This is a genomic window from Patulibacter brassicae, assembly GCF_033949425.1.
Classification (GTDB): Bacteria; Actinomycetota; Thermoleophilia; order Solirubrobacterales; family Solirubrobacteraceae; genus Patulibacter; species Patulibacter brassicae.
Genome location: NZ_JAXAVX010000004.1, coordinates 275,110 through 301,588, shown reverse-complemented (window position 1 = coordinate 301,588; position 26,479 = coordinate 275,110). Strand labels below are relative to the sequence as shown.

Genomic DNA, 26,479 nt, shown 5'->3' with positions numbered 1-26,479 from the left:
CGGACGTCCGCTGCAGCGCATGGTGTAGGTCGTCCCGGTCGTCGGGCTGTAGGGCCGAACGGTCCGGGAACCCGAGCCGGCGGCGTCGTCGTACGCCGCCCGGACGTTGAAGGCGAATGAGCCGCGGCAAGACCTACCAGGGCCGGTTCTCCGCAAGGGTCACCTGCAAGCACCGCAAGCCGCGCGTGGTGCACACGTACTCCGAGTTCGTCTGAGTTCGGCCCGCGCCGTCGAGCGCGGGTGGCGGCGCCCGCCGCGAGGCCCGACGGTTCTCCGTCCCGCCTCGCGGCCCTCAGCGCGCGGGTCGCGGCGGCGACCGGATCGTTGTTCGGCCGGCCGCCGTGGACGTTGCGCCCGTTCCGGTGGACGCCGCACACCGGGTTGGCTACGTTCGCCCGCATGGCGAAGCCCGACCAGGACGCCCTCTACCAGACGACGCTGCGAACGATCGGTGCCGTGGCCTCGCTGCCGGTCGTACGCGTCGACCGGGAGGCGTTCCTGCGCAAGCAGTTCGCCGACTCACCGCACCTCGAGATCGTCCTCGCGCAGGGACCGCAAGCGGTCTACTCGCTGGAGTCGCTCCGCCGCAAGGCGGACGTGCTGATCAAGTCCACCGCCAACAAGACCGCGGCGGCGTCGTTCGTGTCCGGTCTGGCCGGCAACCCGGTCGTGATGGTCGCCGCCGGTGGCGCAGACGTCGCGCAGTACTTCGGGTTCGCGCTGAACCTCGCGCAGCAGATCGCCTTCCTCTTCGGTGAGGACGAGCTCTTCGACGGCGACGCGGAGCTCTCCGAGGCCGCCCAGATGCGCGTCATCGCCTACCTCGGCGCGATGTTCGGCGCCGCGGGAGCGGCGGCGCTGATCGCCCAGACCTCGCACGTCGTCGGCCAGAACATCGGCCGCAAGGTCGCGGCCCAGGCGCTGACGAAGACCGCGTGGTACCCGCTCGTCAAGCGGGTGGGCGCGCTGGTCGGCCAGAAGATCACGAAGCAGACCGTCGAGAAGGCGATCACCAAGACGGTGCCGGTCGTCGGCGGCTTCGTCTCCGGCGGCCTGACCTACGTGGCCTTCCGACCGATGGGCGGCCGCTTGGCCGACGCGCTGGTGGCGAACCTCAACGGCGAGTTCGACGACAGCCTCGAGCTGAACCACGAGTTCGCCGCGGCGCTCCGGGGCGACGCCGACGACGAGGCGCCGACGGACGTGACCGCGACGCTGGTCGAAGTCGTCGAGACCGGCGAGGCGGAAGCACTCTAAGCGGGCGTGCCGCGCAGGCCGGAGAGCGGTCCTCGGCCGGCGCTCGGCCGAAGGGCTCGCAAGCCGGCCGAAGGCGCTTCGCCCACCGGTCTGCCACCCCGGCGCGGGTCAGGCCGAGCGATACTCACGAGCGTGACGGGCGAGCCGCTGGCCATCGGGGAGCAGGTCCTCGCGCTCCTGGACGACGCCGCGACCTCGTCGACGTACAAACCCGCGCTGCTGGTCGCGATGCTCGACCGCGCGCCGGAGCACCTCGAGGACGGACGGATGCCGGTGCGCGAGCTCGCCGAGCGCGTGGTCGAGCTGTACTGGCCGCAGAGCCGCGCCTACGCGACCACTGGCCGCGTCCTGGTACAGAACCAGAGCGGCGGCCAGGCGACCATCCTGCGCGACCTCGCCGCGTTCCGGCAGGAAGCGGGCGTCGACGCGATCACGATCCCCGACGGCGTCCGGCGCAGCAGGTCCTGGGAGCAGCTCGTGCGGCAGGCCGAGCGGACCCTCGCGGAGTGGCCGATCCCGCGCCTGCAGCGCCCCTTCGAGCCGTTCCTCTACACCGTGCCCTGGCCGTTCCGGCGACAGGGTGGGTTCACGATGCGCGCCTACCGCGAGTCCGGCGCCGCGATCGAGCTGTTCCCTGGCGTGGCCGACGCGTTCGTGCGCCTGGCCCCGCTGTTGCGGCCGTTCGTCGTGCGCTGGTGGAGCGAGAAGGCCGCCGCGCTGAACCGCGCCGAGGTCCCCGACGCCTCCTCACTGCTGAGCTTCGAGGACTTCCTCTTCGGCCGCGACCGCGTCGCGCTGGGCCGCGTCGCCGAGGGCCTGCTCGACCTGCAACACGGCCGCTGCTTCTACTGCGCCACCGGCGTGGGCACCACCGACCGCGAGGTCGACCACTTCATCCCGTGGAGCCGCAGCGGCGACGACGGCCTCGACAACCTCGTCGTCGCCTGCCGTCGCTGCAACAACGCCAAGCGCGCGTTCCTCGCCGGCCCAAGGCACCTCGAGCCGTTCCTCGAGCGCAACCGGGGCTACGCGGGCGATCTCGAGAGCCTGGCGCGCGAGCGGTCGTGGCCGAAGGACCGGCCGAGGACCGAGGCGACGGTCCGTTCGGCGTACCTGATCGGAGCCGACTTGCGGACCCTCTGGGAATGCGGGGGTTCACCGGACAAGGCCCGACTCCAGCCCTACCGGACGGCGGCCGACGCGCTCCGCAGTCTGCTGGCGCCTGCGTGACGAGCCGTCGCAACCGCGAACGAGGATTCAGGAGGCAGGGGTCTGCTGCACGGATCGGTGACAGGTTTCTCAGGCCGCGATCGCGGTCCTCGGGATCATGATGGTCTCGTACTCGATCGGGGTCAACCGGCCCAACCGTGCTTGGCGTCGGCGGCGGTGGTAGGTCCGCTCGATCCACGTCACGATCGCGAGCCGGAGCTCCTGCCTGGTGGCCCACTGGCGACGGTTCAGCACGTTCTTCTGCAACAACGAGAAGAAGCTCTCCATCGCGGCGTTGTCGCCCGCGGCACCGACGCGGCCCATCGATCCGACGAGCCCGTGACGGTTGAGGGCGTGCACGAAGCGGCGTGACCGGAACTGGCTGCCGCGATAGGAATGCACGATGCAGCCAGCGACCTGCCCACGCCGGCAGGCCGCGCTCTCAAGCGCGCTCACGGCCAGGCGCGAGGTTCATCCGATCATCGATCGAGTAGCCGACGATCCGGCCGGCGTAGGCGTCCTTGATCGCGCACATGTAGAGCTTGCCCTCCAAGGTGCGGTGCTCGGTGATGTCGGTCAGCCACAGCTCGTTCGGGCCGCTGGCGACGAACGGGTGACGAACGCGCCCGTGCTGCTCGGAGACTGCGCAGCGGTCGTCGTGCACCGGCGGCCCCGGCCGCTTGCCGTTGATCGCGCGCTTCTTGCCGAACGCCGACCACCAGCCCATCTGCGAGCAGATCCGCCACGCGGTCCGCTCGCACATCCCCTGCCCCGCCTCGCGGGCTTCCTGCACGAGGAACCGGTACCCGAACTCGGGGTCGTCGCGGTGCGCGTCCAGCAGCGCGTTGGCGCGATACGCCTGCACGAGCTCGCGATCGGTGACGGGCTTCGATCGCCAGCGGTAGTACGGCTGACGCGCGATCTTCAACACCCGGCACGTCACCGTGACGGGCACCCCGTCCTCGGCGAGCTCCCTGACGACCGGGTACATCATTTTCCCGGCAAGCTCGCCTGCGACAGGTACGCCGCCGCCCTGCGCAGGACCTCGTTCTCCTGCTCCAACAGCCGGATCCGCTTGCGTGCCTCGCGCAGCTCGAGATCCTCGCCGCTCGTCGTGGCCGGCTTGCCGCGGTCTTCGAGGTCGGCCTTCTTCATCCAGTTCGTCAGACACGACTCACTGATCCCGAAATCCTTCGCGATCTGCTTGATCGTCGTGTCCTGACCACGCGCCCGAGCGACCCGGACCACGTCCTCTCGGAACTCTCTGGGGGAGGGCTTCGGCACGGTGCACATCCTCTCTGGCGGCGCTCCGCAGAGCGCCGCACGTCAGGTGACACCGATCCGTGCAGCAGACCCCCGTGACTTCCTCGTGGATGAGCCCGACGGGGTAGACGAAGCGGGTCTGGGCGCGAGTTCGGGCGGTGGCCTGCTGGCCGTGTCGCCGTCAGCTGAGGACCGACGCGAAGCCCGAGATCTCGGGCACGAGCCAGAGGCCCGCAGCTCCTGCGCCGACCGCCTCGGTGATCGCAGCTGACCCCACGGCGGTGCTGAGACGATCGACGACAAGTCCTTCGAGCCGCCGACCGGCCAGACCGAGGTGCCCGATCGTTCCGACGCACTCGGCCGTCAGACGCGCGACCGCCACGCCCCGATGGACGACGTCCAGGTCGGTGCGCCCATCCCGGTACGCGGGTTCGATCTGCACCGCGTCGCCCGGCGTGACCGCGGTGCGCAGGTGCCGCTGAACGTACCCCGCGGCACCGTCGTCGAGGAAGGGGACCGACCGGTCGACGTCTCCGACCGAGATCTCGACGCCGAGGGGCTCGTCCCGATTCCACGGGGTGGCGATCCATCGTCCGGATCGACGGCGCATCGCGTGCTTCGGACGGTCCAGAGTCGTGGCGAGAACGGCGTCCCGCGCCCGGGTCGCCGCCACGAACAGCACCCGCGCCTCCTCCGCGGTGGACGCCTCGTCACCGCGGCCGCCCAGGTCGGTGACGATCACGCGATCGAACTCGAGCCCCTTGCTGCGATGGACCGTCGAAAGCACGGGCACGTCGCGCATGAAGCGGGGCAGCTCGGCCATCTCCGCGGCCGAAGACCTGATGCGCGCGAGCAGGATGTCCTCACCGTCGGATGCCAGTCGCTCGAGCTCGGACCAGGCCTGATCGAGCTCTGCGTCGGTCAGCTGGGCCGCCTCGCGATCGAGGTCGGACTTCTGAACCTCGTCCGCCTCGACGTTCCGGAGCAGCGCCGACAGCCAGAACGGCGGCACGGAGGTCTGGGCTGGCTGCTGGATGCGGTGGGCGACGCCGGCCGCCGCGAGCGTCGCCGACAGCTGCAGCACCTGGGCGTTGGTACGGCACAGCACCGCCGTCTCCCCCCGTGAGTACCGGAGGACCGTCATCAGTGCGTTGGGGTCGAGCTGCGGGGCGGTCTTGAGCCTCTGTCGAAGTCGGATGAGACCCTGCTCGTCCGAGCCGGCTGCGACAGCGGAACGTGTGCCGTCCAGGGGACGTGCGGCTGGCGAACGCGTGCGGTGGTCCTCCGTCAGTTCGAGTCGGCGGGCGTCCTCGAAGGTCTTGGCGATCCGGTCCATCGCGTCGATATGAGGTCCCGTCTCCTGCCACCCGTAGATGCCCTGGGCCGGGTCACCGAGGACGGTGAAGCCGTTCGCCGCGGTGAGGAGCTTCGTCACGAAGCTCAGTCGGTCACCGCTGAGGTCCTGAGCCTCATCGACGATCACGTGCTCGTGAGGCGGGTCCTCGGACTCGCAGCGGATCGCGGCGCGGATGATCGCATCGAACCCGCCCGCGGGGGACTGACCGGAGCTCTGAACCGCCTTCCTGGCGTAGCTGTCGATCGTCGACGGTCGGACCTCGCGGGCGACCGAGTGGTCGGCGAGACGCCGATGCAACACATCGACGGCCGCCCTGGTGAAGCTGAGCACCAAGATGCGCTCGGGATCCTCGATCGCGCCCGAGTCGATGAGCTGCCGGACCCGGGCCGCGATGACGTGGGTCTTGCCGGTCCCCGGACCAGCGACGACGATCGTCCTAGCACTCGCGGGGGACAACACGACCTCCCGCTGCTCTTGCGTCAGCTCTGCTTCCACGCCTGCTCGAACTCCCTGAAGGCCAGTCTTAGTCCGAAGGCCACGACGTTGTCGGCGACGTCGATGACCTGACAGACCGGCTTGCCGCCATTGGCCGGTCCACGAAGTCCGCGCCCGATCATCTGGAGATAGCGGTTCGGGCTGTAGGTCGGACGCGCGATGTAGAGCGCACGGATAGACGGTGCATCGAAGCCCTCGGTCAGGACGCCGTAGTTCGTCAGCGTCTGCAGACGTCCGGCGCGGAACTCGCCGATTAGGTGCCGCCTCACAGGGTCGGGCGTGTCACCCGATATGGCTGCCGCCGATCGCCCCTTCCGCGCCACCAGCGCCGCGAGCGTCTCCGCATGAGCGACGGAGGCGGCGAACATCAGGACGGGCCAGTCCGCCGGAAGCTCCGTGACCGACTTGACGAGACGATTCGTTCGGTCGAGGTCGCGGCCGATCTTGTTGAGGACCGACGGGGGCAGGGACCTGTACTTCTGGATGTGCTCCTTCTCGGCCGAGGTGAGGGGGACCTGCTCAGAGCCTTCGAGGACCTGGTGGTCGACGCGGGCGAGGATTCCCTTGTCCTGGAGGAGCGAGATGGAGGCCCCCTCCGCTTCGTCGAAGACGCCCTCGTCGAGCCGGCGTATGCCATAACGTCCGGCGAGGCTGTCCGTCTCCACGGAGTTGAAGCCGCGGTAGGGCGTGGCGGAGAGGCCGATGAGCGGAGCGTGGTCCGTCCCGCGATCGATGCCGGTCCACTTCAGAAGCTCGGTGTAGCTCGTGGTCGTGGAGACGTGGGCTTCATCGACGATCACGACGCCGGGACGGCTGAGCCATTTGTAGGCAGGCTTGCCGAAGCAGCTCGCTCCGAGCTTGGCGATGGTCGCAACGACCACCTGGATTCCCCCGTCCTCACGGGCCTGAGCGCTGTAGCTCCCCCAGAGCCGGCTGATCTTCAGGGAGCGCGCGGGCCCGACCGCCCGCCAAACCTCTGCCCAGCTCTGCACCGCCTGCTCGCACAGCTCCTGCGTCTGCGCGATCCAGAGGATCGGGCTCTCGAGCTCGCCTGCGGCGACGGCTCGGATGAGCGCTTCAACTGTCACACGGGTCTTGCCGGCGCCTGTCGGCAGGGACAGGAGCCCGCGCCGGTCGCCGTCGTCGACGAGCAGCGAGCGGATGCCGGCGGCGGCGCGGTCCTGGAAGTCGTGGAGTTTCGGGAGCGTCGTGGGCCCCGGGACATCGAGCGTGTCCACGAGCTTGACCCCAGCGAAGCCTGCGTACTTCCGCGGGAAGCCGAGGTCCTCGGTCACGAACTTGACCGTGGTTCGCCGACCGACCCACTCGCTAGGAGGGGCGAGCCCTCTCTTCTCCATGCTGTCGCTGAACACCTTCAGCGTCTCCACGCCGAAGACCGTCAGCGCAAGCTCCGCGACATCGAGGTCGGACAGCTCGCCCTCCGATTCCTCGACGGCCTCGATGAGGACGTCGGGGACCCGCGAGCGGAGCTCGTCGACGCCGATTAGAGACAGCAGCCGCGTTGCATCATCAGTCGCCGACCGGACCTCCGCGAGGAGCGCCTGGACTTCTTCGGCCTGCGCGTTGTCGATGACGTTCCGTGCGTCGTCTCTTGCCAGTGGCACTCCCAGTCGCTCCGCCAACCTGCGGAGGAGGGTCACGTCGTCGAGCCGGGAGTCGTAGTACAGGATATCGTCGCGAAGCTCGAAGTCGAGCGGCTCGGACATGCTGCCCTCGTCCGTGAACATCTCCCGGTGGATCTCGGAGCACGGCATGAGCTCGACCCGCTCCACGACCGGCGGCAGCATGAAGCGCAGAAGCGGATAGCGGTCGATCGCCTTCTCGCGATCACCGTCCGCCTGCGCGACGATGCGTGAGCCCACGAGATCCGAGATGCGCCGGAGCCCCCAGGCGGTGATGAGGCGCTCGGCCTGCTCCTCGGCTGCGACGCGGATGAACGGGACGCCGGTTCCGCGCAACACCTTGAGGTCCGCCAGATCGGAGGTGACGCAGACGTCGGCGGGCGTCGCCCAGACCACGTCGCGCCGGACGACCGCTCGGATGCGCTCGGGTGGCGTCCCGAGTGCGGGCTGCAAAGCGACGTACGCGGCACCGATCTGGTCTTCGCGCTCGAGGTCCCCGACGGCATCGCAGGCGATGGCCAGCCGACGGTCGTCGAGTCCCGCCATCGTGTCCGGGAGGCCCAGCGCTCTGCAGGCTGGCCGGGGCAGGTCGACGACCGGCAGTAGAGGGGCCATCGGCTTGAGCAGGTCGGTGACGCAGTCAGCGATCGGTCGAACGCCCTTGTCGGTCGGCAGCACCCCGACCTGGCGGATCCGCCAGAGGAGCGGGTGCTCAACCGACGAGTCCGTGACACGGCCCTTGGTGCGACGGAGGACCCACGGCTCCAGGTCGTCGCAGGCCGCGAGCAGCTCTCGCGCGTACTTTGCCGCCGGCCCTCCGGAGAGCCCATCGAGCGGCGTGGCCGGACCGGGCCAAGAGGATCTCGGGATGAGCTCGAAGTGCTCGGGCTTGACCCGCGCGCCGTGCGTACGCGCCTCGTCGATGGCTGCCTTGACGAGCTGCCGCCGGTATTCCGCGAGCCACGGTTCGTCCGTACTCCCCGCATCCCGGACAGGGCGATCGGTGGCACCGAGCTCACGCAGCACGTCCAGGTGCAGGCGGTGGCGGACGGTGTCGACCAGGAGGCCGCGATGGGTCGCCTTGAAGTCCTCGGGCGAGAGCAGGCTCCCAGGCAGCAGCACGTCGGCCAGGCGGGCCATCCGCCCGCTCATGGTCCGCACGTAGACGTCGGTCGCAACGAGACTGTGGCGGCCGATCAGGATGTCCCGCAGTTCCTGTCCGGTCACGCGGTCGGCCAGCTTCCAGGCCTCGCCCCAGTTCCAGTCACGCGAGGCGTCGCTTCCCGAAACCGCCCGGTCCACCAGCGCGTCGAGGACGGTGGCGGCGCTGACCTGTTGGACCTTCAGGGCGTCGAGGGCTTCTGGGACCCCTTCCTCCTCGAGGAGCTCTGATGCGACGAGTGGCACGTCGACATCGACATCCACCGCTGCCGGCCGGAAGATGAGGCCGCGGGTGGGAGGCACGAGGCGACCATCCGCGGTGAGGATCATCTTCGCCTTACGCATGCCGGCGTCAGCCTCCGAGAAGACCAGCGCGGTGGCGACCCTGAGTGCAGCGGCGCTGCCCTCGATCTTTCGACGGCCGATGAGCGCCTCGAGCCAATCGTCGACGGGCTCCTGCCGGCCGTCGACCGCCTCGATCAGCCGCACCGCGCGCGACCGCCGTGTCGCATTGCGGACGGCCGACGGATGGACCCAGGCGACCGGGCGGGTCGGCTGTTCCGACCAGCACTCGGCCGCGCCTACGCCGACGTCCTCGGGCAGCAGCCGGAGCGTCGAAGGATGCTGTAGGCGCCCCGTCTGGTCGGGCAGCGAATCGGCGTCCGCGGCCCGCTTGTAGACGAGATCGGAGAGGATCTCGTCGGCCCACCCCTTCAGCTCTTTGCCTCGTCCCGGCAGCAGCTCGAGCATGAAGCCGGGGTCATCGGTCCGCGCGACCTCCGCGAGGTTCTCGATGACGACGTCGACGGCGGCCGACAGCAGCTCGGCGTTGAACTCGCCCGGAACGAGCGTCGTCCGGCTCTCGTCGAGCTTCCACGGTGCGTTGATGATGCCGCTCAGTGTGGTCTCGACCTGCGTGGGGAAGAATGCCCACAACTGTCCCGGCTCCGCGCGACTGATCGGCACGGCCCAGTGGATCGGGATCACCGGCCGCTCGGCCATGGTCCCGCCGTCTCGACGAACTGCGCGGCTGAGGGAGTGGTGGACGCCGAAGAGCTTCCACCTCGACGTCTTGTCCTCCGTCCCCGTGTCGTGGAGAACCCAGACCCCGTCCCCCTCCTCGTCGAGGAGGATGTTGCGGAGATACCCCTCGCCGGTCCGATCCTCCAACGTCAGTTGCTCGACATGCGAGGAGAACAGGAGGAACTGCGCCGGGAAGGTCCGGAAGGTGCTCGGTAGCCAGGCCGTTGGGCCCGTGTCGAGCGGCATGACGATGACGGTGTCGGCGTCATCCATCAACTCGGCCAGCACCGGGTCGTCGGCGGCGGCCGCCGCCGGATCGATCGGCTCGGCCATCCTGAGGACCGCCGCGCGGTCGGCGTCGGGCACGATTCGCCGGACCGCGTCGAGGTTGCGGTCGGCATCGAATCCGAAGCTGCCGCTCGTCGAGTAGACGGCAGGCGTCCTTGAGACGCCGAGAACGGACTTGAAGCCGAGACCGAAGCGGCCGATCTCGACGCCGGTCTTGGGCGAGTTGTGCGAGCCCAGGATCGCGCCGACACCCTGTTCGCTGACCGGTCGGCCTTCGTTCGCGCAATAGAGCGCGTGGTCGGTCACGACGACGCGGATCCGACCGCGCCGGTCGATCAGCTCATCCGCGCCGTTCTGGATGAGCTCGAAGAGCTGGCGGCGGGCGTAGCCGCCTTCCGTCGCGATGCGTTCAATGTTCGCGTCCTCGACGACACGGCGCGCGTCGACCCGGTACGTGTCCAGGCAACTTGCGGAGAAGCGCGTGACTGCCGCTCCGACCTCGGAGTCGGGCCCGGCCCAGGTGCGTGTCATCAGCGGGCCTCGTGCTGCTCGGCGACGAGCCGCTCGAGCACCGGTCGGAGCGCATCTGCGTCGGTTTCGAGGCGGTGCTCGAGGGCTGTGCGGTCCACCCCTTGCTCGATGACCGGATCACCGTGGAACTCGATGCGCGACGTCTTCCTCTCCACGGTGTGGCTGAAGGTCCCGGGGACGATCACGGTCGTTCGGATCACTTCCTGCCAGCCTGCGATGCGAACCACCTCAAGAACCGCTTCGCGGTTCGCCGAGATGTCGACGTCGATGCTCGCGAGAAGGTCGTGCAGAGGTTTCGGTGGCAGGGGAACCTCGAGGATGGCTGCACCATCGACCTTCAGCGACGACTTCGCCCCGTCCGCAGCCACCTCCACAGTTGGAGTCCAAGGGCTCCCGATCAGACGGGAGCGCTCCATGCGCGCGAGCACGCTGTCGAGTGCCTCAGGGCGCAGCTCGACGCTCATCGCGTGTCGGCCGTGGACGAGGCCGATGAGCGTGGCCGCCGCGGTGACGGTCCACGCATCACCTCCGATGTCCTCGAGCATCAGCGCAAGCACATCCGCTGGTCGGCCCCGCAGGGCGGCGAGCAGCACCGCCGCCTCGCTCGAATACTCGGTCGTCGTGAGGCGTTCGAAGGTTCGCACCGCATCGACGATCTCACGGATCCGCTCGGCTGCTTTCGCCCAGCGGGCCAGGTCATCGCCGTCGACCTCGTGGTCGGCCTTGAGGAGCTCGTCGATCTCGCCCACGAGCCGTGCGCCGTCCCATACGTCCGACCGCGAGGTCGAGATGCACCGGGCGGCCGCGGCCCGGAAAAGGCGCTCGTCGAAGGAGGCTCCCTCGGACGGCGAATAGGAAGCCAGTGAGTCGTCGATGACGAACCACTCGCCGGGCCCGCCGGCCGCGGTGCGGGCCTGGCCGGCATCGAGCGCAACCAGTGCCACGGCGTCTAGATCGTGGTGGGCCTCTGCGGTCGAGAGCGCCATCAGCCGGGCCCCCGCGAGCCGGTCCTCCAGCTCGAACTTGGGAGCCGGCCCGTCCTGCGTTCCGCTTAGCGCCTCGCGGACCGCTTCGAGTGTGAGATCCCCTCCGGAGAAGAGCTCCGGGCTGACCGCGTACTCGACGCGGGACCAGTCGACGTTGTCGAAGGTGCGGGCGACGAGCTCGTCGAGGTCGTCCTCGGTCTCCAGGTGCACCTTCGCGATCGCGTCGAGCGTCGCCACTTTGAGGCTTCCCACTCGGTCGTCCGTGGTGGACGACACGGCATCGGCGGCGATCTCGAGCGCGACCGGGAAATGGATGGGGCGGTCGGCGACGCGCTCTATGAGCTCGACCGAGAGCGGTCCGGCCACGACCGGGACCCTCAGAGGGACGAGGTCGGAGAGATCTGCGTAGTACTTCTCAAGTCCCTCCTTCGGGCGCACCAGGCCGGACGCGATGTAGTCCACGACGTTGGAGCGGTTCGTCAGGACCAGCCAAGGTCCGGGCGTGTGGCCCGACGGGAAGAGGGGATCGGTCACGGGACCACCTTGATGAGATCGAGCGGCAGGAGCGAGGCGATCGCCGGCCTCCCCTCCCCGGTGTAGCTGAGGAACAGGCGCTCTCGTGCCCTGGAGCACAGCACATGAAGCTGCATGTGGAGCAACGGGGACCCGAGCTCCTGCCGCACGGCCTGCAGCTCGGGGAGGAAGACGGCGTCGAACTCCAGGCCCTTGGCACTCGCCCAATGCAGCAGCGTCACACCGGGGGTGTCGAACTCGACCTCCGTCTTACCCTTGTTGCTGTAGTGCTGAAGGCGCACGGAGTCGGGGAGCGCCGCGGCGAGCCGGTTCCTGTAGATCGAGAGCAGCTTCTTGTCGTTTGGGACGATGACGCCGATCTGCTGCCGCTTGAAGTTGCCGGCGTAGGTCGCGATGCGCTGCGCGGATTCGTGCGTACGCGGGTGGGCGGCGAGCTCCGGCTTGGGTCCGGTCCTCTCGGGGAGCTCAGGAACTCCAGTCGGCGAGTCCGCCACGAAGTGCCGCGCCACGAGTGCGATCTCACGGGTGTTGCGGTAGTTCCGGGTGAGCTTCAGCTCCGCGTCCGGCCGGATCTTCGTCCGGATCTCGGCGAGCGTCGAGTTGTCGTCGGTGATGCGCTGGTTCTCGTCGGCGAAGACCGTCAGGCCCTTCGCGACGCTCTTCGCGAACATGAAGAACTCGGGCGCCATGTCCTGCCCCTCGTCGACGAGGAGGTGTGGCTGGGCCCCGCGGGCCGGGGGCTTCTCGATCGCGAGCTCGATGATCCGCGTCCAATCCGGCCTGTAGGGCTCTACCTGCGGGGTGTTCACCCCCCAGTTCGAGCGGCACCACTTGCCGAGCCAGCTGAAGAAGGTGTTCACGACGCCGTCGATGCCGAGGTGTCCCACGACCTGGCTCGTGTACTGCGACAGCAGCCTGCCGTGCATCAGCAGCTGGACCGACTCGCGACGACCCGCCAGCGCCTTCCCGCGGTACAGGGCCATGACGGTCTTGCCGGTCCCGGGTGGCCCGGTGACCAGGTAGTTGCCCTTCAGCGGGAGGTTGTTGACGTCGTCCTGCTCCTTCGAGAGGTCCTGGTACGTCGGGAACCTCATGAGACGGAAGCCGTCCGGCCCGAGTCCTCGAGCGCCGCAGCGAGCGCATCGCGGAAGAACCCGACTTCGCGGTCGACGAGAACGCCCCGATCGAGGAAGCTGTTCGAGTACTCGCAGCTCGTCTCTGCAACGAGGCTGCAGGCGTGGCATGCACCGCGGTTCAGACCCTGGAACCCCTGGGCGCGAGCATCGATGCAGAGAGGGTCCGCCGAGCACCACGCCGCCTCCTCGAGCGTCGCCAGGAGCGTGTGGAGCATCCTCGGCGGGCGGCCCTGACGGACCAATCCGCCGAGCGTCCCCTCCGCATCGCCCGCGGCGGTATAGATCAGAACACCGGCATACGGGGCGTCGGAGCCTCCGGCCTCGGCGCAGTAGACCCGTTCGCGAAGCGAGGCCGCGGAGTACCCGGACTCGAAGCTCAGCCTCCGGATGAGCAGGTGCGCCAAGGTGTGCACCAACACAAACCGAGGGGACGCCGCTTTGAGCCTGTCCCCGACGAGGCTGTCCGGCCGCCGCTCCTCGAGGACACGTACGCGGCGGATCACCTCGTCCTGGGCCTCCCACTTCTGCAGGGCGTCCTCGTTCAGGCGCAGGAAGAGCCCTTCGCCGTAGACCTCGATGGCCGGCAGCCAGTCGATCTGCTGGGCGTCGAGCTGCGGCGGCAGCTTCGGACCGTCGGTCTGGTAACGGCGGAAGCCGGTCAGCGCGCGCACCTCCCGGAGCCGCGTGACGAGCACCACGGGACCGAAGGCATCCACGAGGAGCTGCTCGGCACGGGACAGCTCTCCGTCGGGCCGGAGCTGCTCGTGCCGGGTCAAGAACCGGTTCCGCTCGTCCTGCTGCCCGCGATCCGCGATGAGGGCGTTCCACTCGTCGCGGCGAAGATCCCCGGTGAGGGCCACCGCCGTCGCCGGGGCCCCCGAGATCTCGGCCTTCGCGCCGGCGACGAGCCGAAGGATGTCGGCTTCCGGGACGTCGTGCTCCTTGGAGAGCCGCGTGACGAGCATCTCGACCATCAGATCGTCATCCGGATCGGTCGACATCAGCATCTCGAACCCGGGAGTGGCGGTGACCTTCCGAGCGACGTCGCTGAAGACATCGAAGTCGGAGTCCGGTGGGATGTCGATCGCCGATCGGATGTCGCTGAAGTAGAGGTTGCTCGCTCCGCGCTGCAGGACGATGGCCTCCTGCTTGCACTGCGGCGCATCGGCCGGCAGGTACTGCCACGGCTGCTTGCCGGGACAGAGGAGGCCCATCGATACCGCTGCGCCCTTCTTCGTGATGCCCTGGAGCGAGCGCCCGGCCTTGCACGACCGGCAGGTGACCCACGACGCGTCCAGCCCGGTGCCGGCGCCCGGCTTCGTGGTGAAGGTCAGATCCCTCGACTTGCACTGCCGCTGCTCAAGGCCCTCGGCACGGCTGTGGGCGAACCGGTCCCACTGCACATCGCCGAGGTGTCCGTCGGGGCAGGTCAGTACGAAACGCATCGGCACGAGCTCGGGCTTCGGAGTCCGGGTGCAGAAGCCGCAGCGGGCGGGCTCGCCGGGGACCTCGAACTCGCTCTTCCACATCGTCATCCGCCGGCACACAGGGCAGAACAGCCACCGCGGGAAGCGGACGAACGTCAGCCGGGCGCCCTTCGTCGAGAACTGGTCTGCGCGAGCGGGCGCCGAGCGGAACCCCTGGACCCCGAGGTCCTTGGCGAGACGGTCGAGCTCAAGACGTTCACCCATCCCGCCCCAGCGCGAGGTGTCGACGGTGGCGAGAGACTCGCCGCGAAGGTCGTAGATCGAACCGACGCCGAACGGCGCGACGGTCTGCGACAGCCGGATCGTGCGTTCCATCAGGCGTCCTCCCCCTGGACCTTCACCAGTACCTGGCGGTCCACGTTGCGCATCGACTGGAGGGTCTCCCAGCCGTCGCCCCGTTCGCCGAAGTTGCGCAGGAGCGACCGGACGGCCTTCCCTCCCGGTCGGAACCGCAGCCTCTTGTCCCGGTCCTCGGCCTCTTGCTTGAGCTCGACCCACCGCTCGATGAGCCGGCCGATCGACTGATCAGCGGACGCGAGCTCCTCGGGATCGGCGGCGCCGATCTTGTCGAGCAGCACCTGGCGTGCCTCGTCCACCGCGGTCGATGCCGGATCGAACGCGTGGGCGTCCTCGTCCTTCAGGAGGTCGGCGAAGGCCCGGACGAGGATGACGAAGGCCGCGTGGAGCGCGCGATCTCGGGACGGCGGCGACCACGGGGTCACGCTCGTCGGTTCCACGCGCCGGTAGAACGCCGCGTGGTAGGGCTCGAACGACTCGTAGTGCGAACGGTCCCGCGGCTTGGTCGCCGTGAAGAGGGAGAAGACGAGTCCTGGCACCTCGCCTCGTCCGACGCGGCTGGTCGCCTGGATGTACTCCGACGTCGTCTTCGGCTGCCCATTGACCACCATGAGCCCGAGGCGTCCGACGTCGACGCCGACCGACAGCATGTTCGTGCAGGCGAGGACGGAGATCACGTCGTCCGACGTCACCGGCCGCTTCATCCGCTCGAGGATCGAGGTCAGGTTCTTGCCCCCGACGTTGCTCGTCAGCTCGACAACGTCGTCGTCGCCGAGCTCACGCGACTTGCCATCGGCACCGATGCCTTTGAGACGGGCGGGGACGTCGTCTCGGGCGAGCGTCACCGTGCGGCCCAGCTCGCGAAGCGAGTTGTGGTACACGACCAACGTCCAGTAGGCGTCGCGCTCGGCGTCGGACATCTCCGTCTCGGCGACGCCCTGCAGGAGGGCGGCGGCGAGGTGCACCATCGCAGTGGAGAGGGTGTGGCTCTGGGCCATGACGCCGGCGTAGAGCCGACCAGGGCTCTTTTCGTCACGCCGTGCGAAGAAGGAATTGGTCGAGTCGACGCCCGAGGGCGGGAACAGACGCACCTGTCGGCCGCCGAACAGCTCGCGGACCTGATCCTGGGAGCGGCGGATGGTCGCCGTCGAGGCGACGATCTTCGGCGGGACCCCGTGCCGCGCGCAGAGCGCCTCGATGGCCGCCTCGTACACCCCCACGGTGGTGCCGAGGGGCCCCGAGAGCAGATGGAGCTCGTCCTGGATGATCAGGGACGGAGCGTCGTGCTCATCGCCGCCGAAGAAGGCGAGACCGGCGGCGTTCCAGGCGAGCTGCGCGAACTTGTCCACCGTTCCCAACAACAGGGTCGGCGGGCGGCGGTAGAGGACCTCATCGACGACCTGGATGGGGAGCCGCTCGTAGAAGGGGCAGCTGCTGGTCGGGCAGTGGATGCGGAAGTCGTCGAGCGTCGGCACGATGCCGTAGTCATCGTCGTCCTCGCTCAAGGTCTCGGGAATGATCTGCGTCCCGCAGTAGGGGCACTGCTCGAGCTGGAACGGGTTGACCGGCCGGTCGTCCTGGCGGATGCCGCTGAAGATCTCGACGGCCTTCGAGCACTTGTTCGGGGTCGCCTCGTCGCCGACCCAGAGACCGATCGAGATCGGTTCGTCGCCGAGAGCGGGATGGCGCCGTCGGAGGACATCGCACGCGCAGATCGTGGCCGCGGCACGCTCGAACTGCTGCGCCGTGAGCAGGCGCAGCGTGTAGCGGGTCAGGATCGCGGTCCCGCCACCGCGCGCGCCGGCCCTCAGCCGGCGGAGGAAGATCTCCGTCACCGCGACGGCGAGGTAGGCCTCGGTCTTGCCGCCGCCGGTCGGGAACCAGATGAGGTCGACGTCCTCGCGATGCGCGTCCGATGGGTCCGCGAGCGACGGAAGCGTCAGCAGCTGGAAGGCCAGCTGGAAGGGGTGCCAGAAGAACTCGGAGCTCGAGATGTCATCGGTCATGTCGACGTCCTCGTCGCGACGCCGACGTGTCCCTCCGAAGTCCTTGCCCTGTCTCAGCCGCTGGAGCGCCATGGCCTCGTTGGCCAGACGGAAGGACCGCCGCACGATCTCGTCGTCGAGTGCCTCGAGACCGGCCCTCATGCGATCCAGAGCGACCCCGATGCGTCCGACGATCCGTTCCCTCGCTGGCTCCAGTTCGCCGGGGATGTCGTCCCGGTCCCGTTCCCCCTTCGCCCAGGTCCCGTACGCGTTCACGAAGGCCTCGAGCTCGGACCGGAGTTCAGGCCACGGGACGGCGTGATCGGCGAGGCGGGCGACGCGGAGGACGGATCGGTCGAGTCCTGGCGGCGCCGACTGGGTGACGCCTCGCACCTCGTGGCGAGGCAGGAGCCGAGAGGTCACAACGTCCTTGCGGTCCTCATCGGCCCCTTTCCAGGTCACCGCGCATCCGTGGCCGATCGCGAAGGTCCTCGACGCGCGGTACATCAGCCTCAGCTCCTGCTCCTCCTCGTCGCGCGACAGGAGCTGCACGCTGGGGTACTCAAGGACCCGTCCCGCGCCAGCCCTGACCCGCAGTCCGACCTGGTAGAGGCAGTGCTCCGGCTCGGGCTCGGCGTCCTCCTCCATGACCTCGTTGTTGACGAGCGAACAGGTCAGCAGCGTCCCCCCGGGAAGGTCACGGCGTCGCACGCGCAGCTTGGCCGCCCCGCCGAGCACGTCGTAGGAGCTCTTCTCCGGACTGAGCGGACACACGTCGGGCGTCTCCTCGTCCGCGAGCGGTCGACGGACGTACCTGCGACGGGGCTTGGTCGCCTCGAGGTCGTACCTCGCGCCCCAGACGTCGACGCTCACCTCGTCCGCCTCCCCATCGACGAACAAGGAGAGACCCATCGAGGACGGCAGCCACTGCCCCGCGAGCGCTACGGGGTCCTCTGCGGTGAGGTCGCCCTCGGACGCGCCGGTCACGTCCTCCTGCTCCTCGGCGAGCACCTCCGCCGTGCTGGTCCCGACCGGGAAGAGGATGCCCATCAGGTAGCGCTTGTTCGGCATGCCGAGCACCTCTTCGAGCTGACCGTCGGAGGGCCCGACGAGCATGCGCTCGACGTAGTCGACGACGGCGTCGCGGGCGCTCATCGCGCCGCCTCCCGAGCCGCGAGGACGAGCTCGAGGTTCTGCTTACGGATGTCGTCGAACCTCTGCGACTGCCCGGGCGGGACGGCGAGCCACAGGCCGATGCGAGCGCGGCTCATCGCTACGTAGACGAGGGCCTTCTCGCGCTGGCTCCCGTCGATGGCATCGAGGCCGCACACGAGGACGAAGTCGTTCTCGAAGCCTTTGAAGTCCTCGATGGCCACAGCGACGGTGCGGTCCGGCGGCCAACCGCCGGAGTTCTTCGCCGTCAGGCGATGGAGACGGATCCCCTCACGTCGTTCGAGCAATTCGACCGGTGAGGGGGCGGCCGGTCCCATCAGCACCGTGATGTCGCCGGGGGCCACTCCGGCCTCGGACAGTCGACGCAGCTCTGCTCCGAGCATCGTCGCCTCGTCCTCGACATCGGACGGCCGCGCGAAGGTCGGGGCCGGGCCCTCGCCCGTCATCGGCGTTCCTAGATCGGCCGCCGTGACCGTCTGCGTCTGCAGTACGACGGGCTTGGTGTTCCGGCAGTTGCGGCGGAGGGGCACCGTCTGGGCTGCCTCGCGGAGCATCTCGAAGGCCTCGACCTCGAAGGTCCCGAACAACCCGGCCTGGTTGTTGAGGTCGTAGAAACAACGCCAGCGTCCCTGTTCGTATCCACCCTCGACGACGGCGTCGAGCATAGAGACGCCGTGCAGGGAGAAGACGTCCTGCGCCTCGTCCACGACCACGACGTCGAAGCGACGCCCCTCCGCCTCGACCACGTCCTCGGCGTCGTCGAGGGCGGCGACGACGGTCCCGCCTTCGGCGCGCGTCTGCAGGTACGCGGCGAGCACCGGGCTCTGACAGGTCAGCAGGACCCGGGCTCCCCGCACCGCCTCCCGTCGGGCGACCTCCAAGGCGAGCATCGTCTTGCCCGTTCCGGCGCCGCCGGCGAACAGCAGACGGTCCGCGTCCTCAACCCAGTCGAGCGCCGAGTACTGCTCCTCTGTGAGCGACTCGAGCCGCGCCGACAGGCCTCGGGCCCGGATGCCCAAGGACGGGACGAGATCGAACGATGCACGAAGAACGTTGCGGACCGTGTCGAGCGTTTCGGCGGACATGTCACCGATGCCGTTGGTCCGCTGCCAGCGGGCGAGGAGCTGCTTCAGCGGCTCGCCGATCTCCGACGCGCCCGCAAAGTAGGACGCATCGATCACCAGATCGGCCGGCGTGTCGACCGAGTCGGCGGTCCACTCGATGTCGGGCAGGATCACGCAGTAGCCGAAGGAGATCTCGTTGAAGGTCGTGCGATTCAGCTTGTCCCTGAGGTCGTTGTGCAGCGACCACATGGCCGACGACCCCTGCTTGAACGGACCTTCGGGCTTGGTGTTGGTCTCACCGTGCCGGTTCGTGAAGTGCCACATGCCATCCGCATCGCGACGGACACGGCCACCCTTGACCTCGCAGACGAGCACGCCGGCTCGGGACAGCACCACGAAGTCGATCTCCCCCATGCGCTTGTACACATGCCGGGGAAGGTCGACCGAGTGCAGCGCAGCTGCCTGACGGTCCAGCTCGGTCTTCTCGAGGAGGCGGAAGAGCCGGCGCTCGGCGTTGCTCTCGGTCGACTCGACAACGACCGGCGGGATCATCTTCATCTATCGGACCTTCCAGGCGGGGTAAGTGCGACGAGGCTCGTGTATCCCTACCCGATCGCCGCAGGGCATGGCTAGGGGGTCGTCAACCCCCAGGGTTCTCTGACATGCGTCCGATGAGGTTTCCGACAGCGTCGGCGATCGCCTCCGGACTTTCGTGCTCCCAGAACTCCGCGACGGTCCAGCCTGCCGCTTCGAGTGCGGCCCTGTTGCGGCGGTCGCGCTCGACGTTGCCGTCCAGCTTGGCCCTCCACCACTCACCGTTCGCCTTAGGCGATGTCCCATGCACCGGACAGCGATGCCAGAAGCAGCCGTGGACGAAGACCGCGAGGCGGTGTCGAGTGAACAGGATGTCGGGCTTGCAGCGAAGGCCGGGGACGGGAGCGAGGTGCTTGCGGAACCGGAGGCCCCGCCTATGCAGCTCGCTCCGCACCCCCCGCTCCACGGAGCTTTCCGCACGGTTCGCGAGCATCGTCGCCCTCGCGGTCGACGAAGACGCCGGCGGGGTCGAGCGGCGACTCACGCCATCGAAGATCGGCGGCGGATGCTGTCGCTGTCCGTCAGGTCGTGCCGGCGCCGGCCAGCGCTCGTTCGTCGGCCAGCACCGCGTCCGCGAGATGGGCCGCCAGGGCCTCGGCGATGGTCCTGGCCAGGAGCGGCGGGACCGCGTTGCCGATCTGGCGCGCGACGCTCGTCATCGACTGCTGATCTCGAGACGGGAACACGAAGTCCGGAGCGTCGGGGAAGGTCATGCAGCGGGCGGCTTCACGGACGGTGATCGGTCGGTGCTCTTCCGGATGGAGGTAGCGACCCTTCTCCGGCTTGTAGAACTCGGTCCGGATCGTGACCGCCGGACGGTCCCACCAAAGGCGGCCGAAGACGTCGGTCGAACCGGTCTTCTTCTCCAACCAGCAGCGAGGAGTGATGTCCGGCCGACGTTCCGCGAGGTCGAAGCGGTTCTCGCCGGGGTTCGGGATCGTCCGGTAGCGCTCAAGGCTCTTCGCCGTCGGATTACGCGGGTCGTGCCAGTCCTGGCCCGTGGGCGTCGAGGACAGCCCCGCCACAGCGTCCTTGAAGGTCCGCCATTCCCGCTCACCTTCGGGGGCCTCGCCCTCGGGGAAGAAGCCTCGCGTGGGCCAGGGCAGCGGTCCTCCGATGCGGGAACCGATGACGATCGCCCGACGGCGGGTCTGCGGAACCCCGTAGTCGGCGGCGTTGAGGATCCGGCCCTCCACCGTGAAGCCGAGCTCGCTCTCCGCCGCCTCCTTGAAGTCTGCGTACTCGGCGGACTTGAGGAGCTCGGGCACGTTCTCCATCACGAACGCGACCGGCTCGGCCTCTTCGAGCGCGCGCAGGTACTGCCTCCAGAGCCCCCGACGTTCAAGGCTGACACCACGCATGTTCAGCGCCGAAAAACCCTGGCACGGTGGGCCACCGATGACCACGTCGGCTGCGGGGAAGTGCTCGACGTCTTCGATCGCCTTCGGGGCACCGTTGCCATCGCGGGCGAGATGTGGGCCGAAGTTGAGCTCGTAGGTGTCGGCAGCGTCGCGATCCAACTCGACTGCGAAGACGGGTTCGAAGCGCTCGGACTGGACGAACCCCAGGGTCATGCCCCCGCAGCCAGCAAACAGGTCGATGACCTCGAATCTCCGCACCGTCCGAACTGTAGATCCGGGTCCGGCGGATCCAGGCCAGCGGCGATATGGCGCGGCCGGCTGTGGGGGAAGAGGCGTCTTCGAGTAGACGAGACAGTCAAGTAGCGGGACGTGGTGTACCTCGATGACCACGTCACGCTACTTGACTAACAATGTCTGCGAACTGCGTGGCCCGAACGCCGGCCCTGATGTAGCGCGTCGCGCGCAGTTCCCGACAATGTTGTGGTCGAACGGTCTAGGAGTTTCGGCCGGCCCGGCCGGCCGCTACCGCAGACGAGACTGGCCTCGTGCCCTCGACAAGCGTGAGGAACGCGGAGAGCTCGGCCACCCCTTCCGGCCGCGCCGGCAGGTGGTCGGCCAGCCCCGGCGAGTGGACGAGCCACGACGCCCACGTCGCGCGCGAGATCGCGACGTTCAGGCGGTTGCGCAGGATGAGGAACGACAGCCCGCGCGGGACCTCCGCGGCGGAGGACGCGGCGAGCGTCACGATCGAGACGGCCGCCTCCTGCCCCTGGAACGCATCGACCGTCCCGACGCGGACCCCTTCGATGCCGACGGCAGTTAGCGCCTCGAGGACCGTCACCCGCTGGGCGTTGTACGGGGTGATGACGATGACGTCCTTCGGCGCCAGCGGGCGGATCTCCTCGCCGCACTCCCAGGTCCGGCCCAGCAGGTCACCGACGAGGTCCGTGACCGCGGTCGCTTCCTCAGGGGAGTGCTGCGCATAGCCGTGGTGCTCGACCGGGAGCACGTGCAGGCCCGGGTCGACGCCGTGCAGGCGACGGTGCTGCTGCTGCGGGTGGGCCAGCAGCGCGCCGCCGTAGGAGAGCCGCGAGACCGGTGCGGTGAGCTCCGGCGGCATGCGCCAGGTCCGGTCGAGGAAGTAGCCGAACTCGGCTGGCAGGACGTCGGAGCCGTCGGCGATCCACGCGAGGGCCGAGCGGTCGACGGGCGCCGGGTGCGTCACCTGGCTGACCTGCGGCAGCTGCTGGGGGTCACCGAGCAGCAGCAGGTTCCGCGCCGCGACGGAGGAGGCCATCGTCGCGGCGAGCGAGAACTGGCCGGCCTCGTCGATCACGAGCAGGTCGAGCTCTGCGCGCTCCACGCGCTTGGGGTTCGCGAACGTCCACGCCGTGCCGCCGAGGACGAAACCGGTCGCCCGGTGCCGCTGCGCGAACTCCGGCTGCTTGCCGCTCGCCAGCGCTGTGAAGGCGACCGGTGCCGCCTCCGCGTCCTGCTTGCGTTCCTTCCCGACGAGCGCCGCCGGCAAGCCGGCGTCCGTGACGAGCTTCGTCAAGAGGTTCTCGACCACCGCGTGGGACTGCGCGACGACGCCGACCTTCCAGCCGTGGTCACGGACCAGGCGGGCGATCACGTGCGCGCCGACGTACGTCTTGCCCGACCCGGGCGGGCCCTGGACGGCGACGTAGGACTCGTCGAGGTCGAGCAACGAGCCGGTCAGCGCGTCGATGAAGTCACCGTCGACGACCGCGCGCAGCGATCCGCTGCGCGTCCGGGGCGGCCGGCGCCGCAGGACGTCCGTCGCCGCGTCGTCCGGCCAGCCCGGCACCGCGTCGAGGAAGCGGTTCGCCCACTCGCCGATCGCGCCGGGCAGCTCCCCGGGCTTCGGGGGCCTCGCGGGGGTCAGCGCCACCGGGAGAATCGCGTACGGGTCTCCGGGAGCGATCTCCTCGACGAGCACGGCACCGTCCCCGTCGACCTCGAGGACCTTGACCGCCAGCTCGGCCCGGTCGGTCGGGGCGCTGCTGATCGCGGGCACTGGTGCGGGCTGGTCGTAGAGGACGTACGGGCCGGTCCGGCTCGTCGGGGCCGGGCGGCTCCCCGGCGCCCACGTCCCGCGCAGGCGTACGTGCCGGCGCAGCTTGCGCTGGCGGCCCTCCTTGTGCCAGTCGCGCACGACCTCGCTCGCCGCGGGGTCGACGATCAGGACGTCGCGGGTGTCCGCCCAGTCGTCGATCGGCGCGCTGACGCGCCGGAAGTGCTCCCACCAGAAGGCCTTGGCCTCGCGCCGGTGGAAGTCGAGGGCGGCCGCCCCGAGCGCGGCGACCCGTTGCTGCTCGTCCGCCGGCACCGGCTGCGCGTCAGCGTCGGCGAGGCCGGCAACCTGGCGCAGTTCCGCGACAAGGGGCGCCGGAGCGTCGTCCTTCCCGGGTTCCGGATCGTCCGCGTCGACCACCGGCGCCTCGACCGGCACGCCGCTCCGGCCCGCCTGATCCAGGAGCCAGTCGCGCAGGTGCCGCGTGGAGCGGCAGTCGTAGCGGTTGTAGTCCTCGAGCTCGGCGAGCTTGCGGCGCCAGCCCTCGAGGTCGCCGTCGTCGCGCAGCAGGCGCGCGTTGGCGTACTCCTCGACGGAGTCGGCGGCGGTCGTCACGCCCTCGCCGTCGCGAGCCTCCGTCATGTAGAGCGGCTCGAGCTTCTTGATCGAGTACGACGGCGAACCGACGCGCAGCGCCTTGCGGACGACGCTGTAGAGGTCGACGAGGACGTGCGAGCGCAGCAGGTCGTCGACCTCGTCCTCCCCCACGCCGTGGCGCGCGGCGAGCGACGCCAGGTGCGTCTGCTCGTACGCGGCGTAGTGGTAGATCCGCAGGTCCGGGTGGCGGGCGCGGCACTCGGCGACGAAGTCGAGGAAGGCACGCAGCGCCTGACGCTCCTCACCGAGGTCGTGGGCCCACCAGGCGCGGAACTCGTCTTCGGTGTCGCTGACGCCGAAGAGGTAGTCGATCCCCCACGTCGTCCCGTCGCCGGCCTCGTAGAGCGGATCGCCCTCGAAGTCGAAGAACAGGTCGCCGGGGCTCGGCGCCGGCAGCGCGGCGAGCGCCTGCGGGTCGACGATCTCGAACGGCGGCGGGGCCTCGGCGGAGGCGGCGACCTGGAGTCGGGCCTGTCGGCGCAGGTTCTCCAGCGTCCGCGCACCGATCCCCTCGACTGGACCGGTGGACGCCGCGAGCTGATCGATCGTCTCGATCTCGGCGTCCGCGAGCCGGTCGCGCTGCGTCGTGCGCAGGCCGGCCACGAGGACCACGTCGCGATTGACCGCTGCCTCCGCCGCGCAGCGATCGCACCGTCCGCACGCGCGCAGGTCCTGATCCCGCCACGCCGTCGCGGTCTCCCGCGCGAGGACGAGGTCGCCGATCTCGCGCAGCCGCGCCCAGCGGCGTCGGAAGACCGGTCGGATGTCGTCGATGTGGTGCCGGCTGACCTCGCCGTTGCCGAGCAGCAGCTCGACGGTGTCGGAGACGGGGATCCCGAGCAGGTCGAGCTGGTCCACGTACGCCGCGAGCTGCAGCAGGGCGGAGACCTTCGCGCTGCGCGCGAGCTTCGAGTCCTGCACCACCCAGCGTTCGTCGTCGCCACGGACGAGGAAGTCCGCGAAGCCGAGGAACGGCTCGGCCGGCGGCGCGGGGGCGAACGTCGCCTGGAAGACGACCTGCGTCGCCGGATTCGTCAGTGCGGCGACCGTGCTGCGCACCGCCGCCGCCAGCTCCTCCTCGCCCTGCACGAACGGCGAGGGGATCTCGACCACCCCCGCGCCGAACCGCTCGCGGTAGCGCTCGAGGATCCGGTGCTCGTGAACGTCGCCGAGCTCGCCCGCCCGCCGACCCATCGCGTCCGTCTCGGTGCCGAACGCGTCGATCCGCTCGAGCCGCTCGTCGATGCGGCGCGCGTAGCTCCATTCACAGGCGGAGGCTGCCGCCAGGTCGGTGGGGCTGGTGATCAGGCGCTGCCCGAGAAGGAACATCGGTCAGCGCTGCGACGAGGAGGACATGACCGGGCCTGAGTCGCTTCGCGTGTCCTTGATCTGACACCTCAAGCCACACGGCAGCCCAAGGCGTCTCGGGACCTTGGATATGCGCGACGTGGCGAATAGCACCGCGCCACGCTCCCACATCCCTGGCATCCCTTCCGAACGATCGACCGGATGTCGAGTCCGGCGCAAGCCCTGCTGATCTGCCGCGGCAGCGCCTCGCCGGCGCGCCCCGCGACCCGACGAGCAGCTCGGCCGGGCTCCGAGCAGCGTCGCGATGTCGAGCAACAGCGCCGGCCGCGTCACCGCGGTCGGCCGCAGGTCGGTCTGGGAGAGCGGTCTCACACCACACCTGCTCCTCGCCGGGAGGGGCCGAGCCAGCCGCTCGGGACGAAGCCGCCGAATCCGCACGACCACTGCCGACGATCCGTGCCGGTCCAGAGCCGTGTTCGGACGTGTCGTCCTTGGGGCGGACTCCGCGTCATCAACCGCCTCCTTGCCACGAGAGACCCATCTCGTCAGGATCGTCCCCGATGTCGGTCCGCCTGGCAGCGAACGACCACTCGGGTGCGTGATGCCGCGCTCCCGGCGTGTCGCGCGGGCCGAAGCGCTCGCGAAGCGCACGGCGCTCCGCGCGCACATGGCCGTCGAAAGCGACGGCCCCGAGCCCTCGTCGGGCCCGCGCACGGGGTTGCCGAAAGCCGCCAAGGCGGGGAATGCAAGAGGGGCGCTCCCGAGCCGGAAGAAGGGCGGTGCCCGTGCAAAGAAGGCGCCGACGCATCCTCGAGACGACCCGCGCGCTGCCGGCAGGCGTGCGGCGAGCAGCGCTCGGAAGGCCGTGCTTCGCGGCCCTGCACGGAGTCCCGCTCCCGGTGAAGAAACACCCGAGCCGACGATCGCGACGGACTCCTCCCCCGTCCCCGTTGTTCGGCCCGGCGACGTCGTGACCCACGCGTCGGCAGAAGGTCCGCGACAGGGGATCGTCGTGCGCGTTACGCCCGAGGCGGTGCACGTCGTCTCCATCGAATCGGGGGGCAAGCAGGAGCGCCACCTCGAGCCTGGTGCGATCTCGGACATCGTCCTGCCCGTCGTCGCTTCGCCACGATGCCCCCGGCCGTATCCAGGTGCAGCGGCCGAATCACGGTGTGAACGGGCCGTCGGGCACGTGCACTACCTCGCCGATGGTCTCGTCGCCTTGGAGGATCGCCGCGGCCGCCGAGTTCGAGTCCCACTCGACGGCGTCCGCGCGATCGATGCGCGGCATGCACTGCGGCCGCCCCCGGAACGTCTCTCGGCCCCGAGCCCCGGACGAAAGTCGCGAACGAGAGCAGGTGCCGCCAACCGGGGCCCCGCCGGCTCCACAGCCCCCTCCCGAGCGACACCTGAGGATTCTTCACGCCGGGGTGGAGAGCCGAGCGGCGCCGGCGCGAAACGCGAAGGCGGGGCCGTGTCGAAGACCGGAAAGAGGGCCAAGCGCCGGAAAGCGCGCAAGACCCGGTCGTCGGTCACCGCACCGGCGTCCGCCTACGAACCGCAACCCCGTTCCCCTGCCACATCTCCCGTGCGTCACGTCCCTGCCTCAGCCAACGCTGAGTTCGAGGTCGATGC

The 26,479-nt window shown here is 69.5% G+C and carries 12 protein-coding genes and 1 pseudogene; 2 read left to right on the top strand and 11 right to left on the bottom strand.

Annotation, left to right across the window (positions count from 1 at the left end; all coding sequences use genetic code 11):
• The first annotated feature begins 399 nt into the window (after window positions 1–399).
• Together SK069_RS10855 and SK069_RS10850 are read left to right on the top strand one after the other, a co-directional pair.
• Window positions 400–1,257: a hypothetical protein gene (locus tag SK069_RS10855; RefSeq protein WP_319954247.1), complete on the top strand. Its 858-nt coding sequence runs from the start codon at window positions 400–402 to the stop codon at window positions 1,255–1,257.
• Window positions 1,258–1,389: 132 nt separating this feature from the next.
• On the top strand, window positions 1,390–2,487 hold the full coding sequence (locus SK069_RS10850) for an HNH endonuclease (protein ID WP_319954246.1): 1,098 nt from the start codon (window positions 1,390–1,392) through the stop codon (window positions 2,485–2,487).
• A 69-nt stretch (window positions 2,488–2,556) separates the two neighbouring features.
• Here the strand turns inward: SK069_RS10850 and SK069_RS10845 are convergent.
• From SK069_RS10845 to SK069_RS10795, 11 genes and pseudogenes are all read right to left on the bottom strand, one after another.
• Window positions 2,557–3,750: pseudogene (locus tag SK069_RS10845) on the bottom strand (IS3 family transposase).
• 160 nt (window positions 3,751–3,910) lie between these two features.
• Complete coding sequence (locus SK069_RS10840) at window positions 3,911–5,581, bottom strand: UvrD-helicase domain-containing protein (protein WP_319954245.1); 1,671 nt, start codon at window positions 5,579–5,581, stop codon at window positions 3,911–3,913.
• The gene (locus SK069_RS10835) at window positions 5,566–10,227 is read right to left on the bottom strand and encodes a DEAD/DEAH box helicase (RefSeq protein WP_319954244.1); all 4,662 of its coding nucleotides are present in this window, start codon (window positions 10,225–10,227) and stop codon (window positions 5,566–5,568) included. Before SK069_RS10835 ends, SK069_RS10840 begins: the two co-directional genes overlap by 16 nt.
• Complete coding sequence (locus tag SK069_RS10830) at window positions 10,227–11,747, bottom strand: hypothetical protein (RefSeq protein ID WP_319954243.1); 1,521 nt, start codon at window positions 11,745–11,747, stop codon at window positions 10,227–10,229. The genes SK069_RS10835 and SK069_RS10830 overlap by 1 nt, the downstream gene beginning before the upstream one ends.
• Window positions 11,744–12,841, bottom strand: coding sequence for a DEAD/DEAH box helicase (locus tag SK069_RS10825; protein ID WP_319954242.1), 1,098 nt, complete (start codon window positions 12,839–12,841; stop codon window positions 11,744–11,746). The genes SK069_RS10830 and SK069_RS10825 overlap by 4 nt, the downstream gene beginning before the upstream one ends.
• Window positions 12,838–14,685 carry a DUF1998 domain-containing protein gene (locus SK069_RS10820; RefSeq protein WP_319954241.1) on the bottom strand — a complete coding sequence of 616 codons (1,848 nt, stop codon included), beginning with the start codon at window positions 14,683–14,685 and terminating at the stop codon, window positions 12,838–12,840. The genes SK069_RS10825 and SK069_RS10820 overlap by 4 nt, the downstream gene beginning before the upstream one ends.
• Entirely contained in the window at window positions 14,685–17,768 is a 3,084-nt protein-coding gene (locus SK069_RS10815; protein ID WP_319954240.1) for a helicase-related protein, read from the bottom strand. Before SK069_RS10815 ends, SK069_RS10820 begins: the two co-directional genes overlap by 1 nt.
• Window positions 17,769–17,803: 35 nt before the next feature.
• Window positions 17,804–19,447 carry a nuclease-related domain-containing DEAD/DEAH box helicase gene (locus SK069_RS10810; RefSeq protein ID WP_319954239.1) on the bottom strand — a complete coding sequence of 548 codons (1,644 nt, stop codon included), beginning with the start codon at window positions 19,445–19,447 and terminating at the stop codon, window positions 17,804–17,806.
• 82 nt (window positions 19,448–19,529) lie between these two features.
• Window positions 19,530–19,967, bottom strand: coding sequence for a very short patch repair endonuclease (locus tag SK069_RS10805; protein WP_319954238.1), 438 nt, complete (start codon window positions 19,965–19,967; stop codon window positions 19,530–19,532).
• Between the two features lie 37 nt (window positions 19,968–20,004).
• Complete coding sequence (locus tag SK069_RS10800; protein ID WP_319954237.1) at window positions 20,005–21,102, bottom strand: DNA cytosine methyltransferase; 1,098 nt, start codon at window positions 21,100–21,102, stop codon at window positions 20,005–20,007.
• 235 nt (window positions 21,103–21,337) lie between these two features.
• Window positions 21,338–24,865, bottom strand: coding sequence for a TM0106 family RecB-like putative nuclease (locus SK069_RS10795; protein ID WP_319954236.1), 3,528 nt, complete (start codon window positions 24,863–24,865; stop codon window positions 21,338–21,340).
• Window positions 24,866–26,479 lie beyond the last annotated feature (1,614 nt).

Coding starts and splice junctions, on each gene's coding strand:
- SK069_RS10810 (WP_319954239.1), bottom strand. CDS start 19,447: ATGAAGATGATCCCGCCGGTCGTTGTCGAGTCGACCGAGAGCAACGCC.
- SK069_RS10835 (WP_319954244.1), bottom strand. CDS start 10,227: ATGACACGCACCTGGGCCGGGCCCGACTCCGAGGTCGGAGCGGCAGTC.
- SK069_RS10820 (WP_319954241.1), bottom strand. CDS start 14,685: ATGGAACGCACGATCCGGCTGTCGCAGACCGTCGCGCCGTTCGGCGTC.
- SK069_RS10825 (WP_319954242.1), bottom strand. CDS start 12,841: ATGAGGTTCCCGACGTACCAGGACCTCTCGAAGGAGCAGGACGACGTC.
- SK069_RS10855 (WP_319954247.1), top strand. CDS start 400: ATGGCGAAGCCCGACCAGGACGCCCTCTACCAGACGACGCTGCGAACG.
- SK069_RS10795 (WP_319954236.1), bottom strand. CDS start 24,865: ATGTTCCTTCTCGGGCAGCGCCTGATCACCAGCCCCACCGACCTGGCG.
- SK069_RS10815 (WP_319954240.1), bottom strand. CDS start 17,768: ATGCTCGTCGGGCCCTCCGACGGTCAGCTCGAAGAGGTGCTCGGCATG.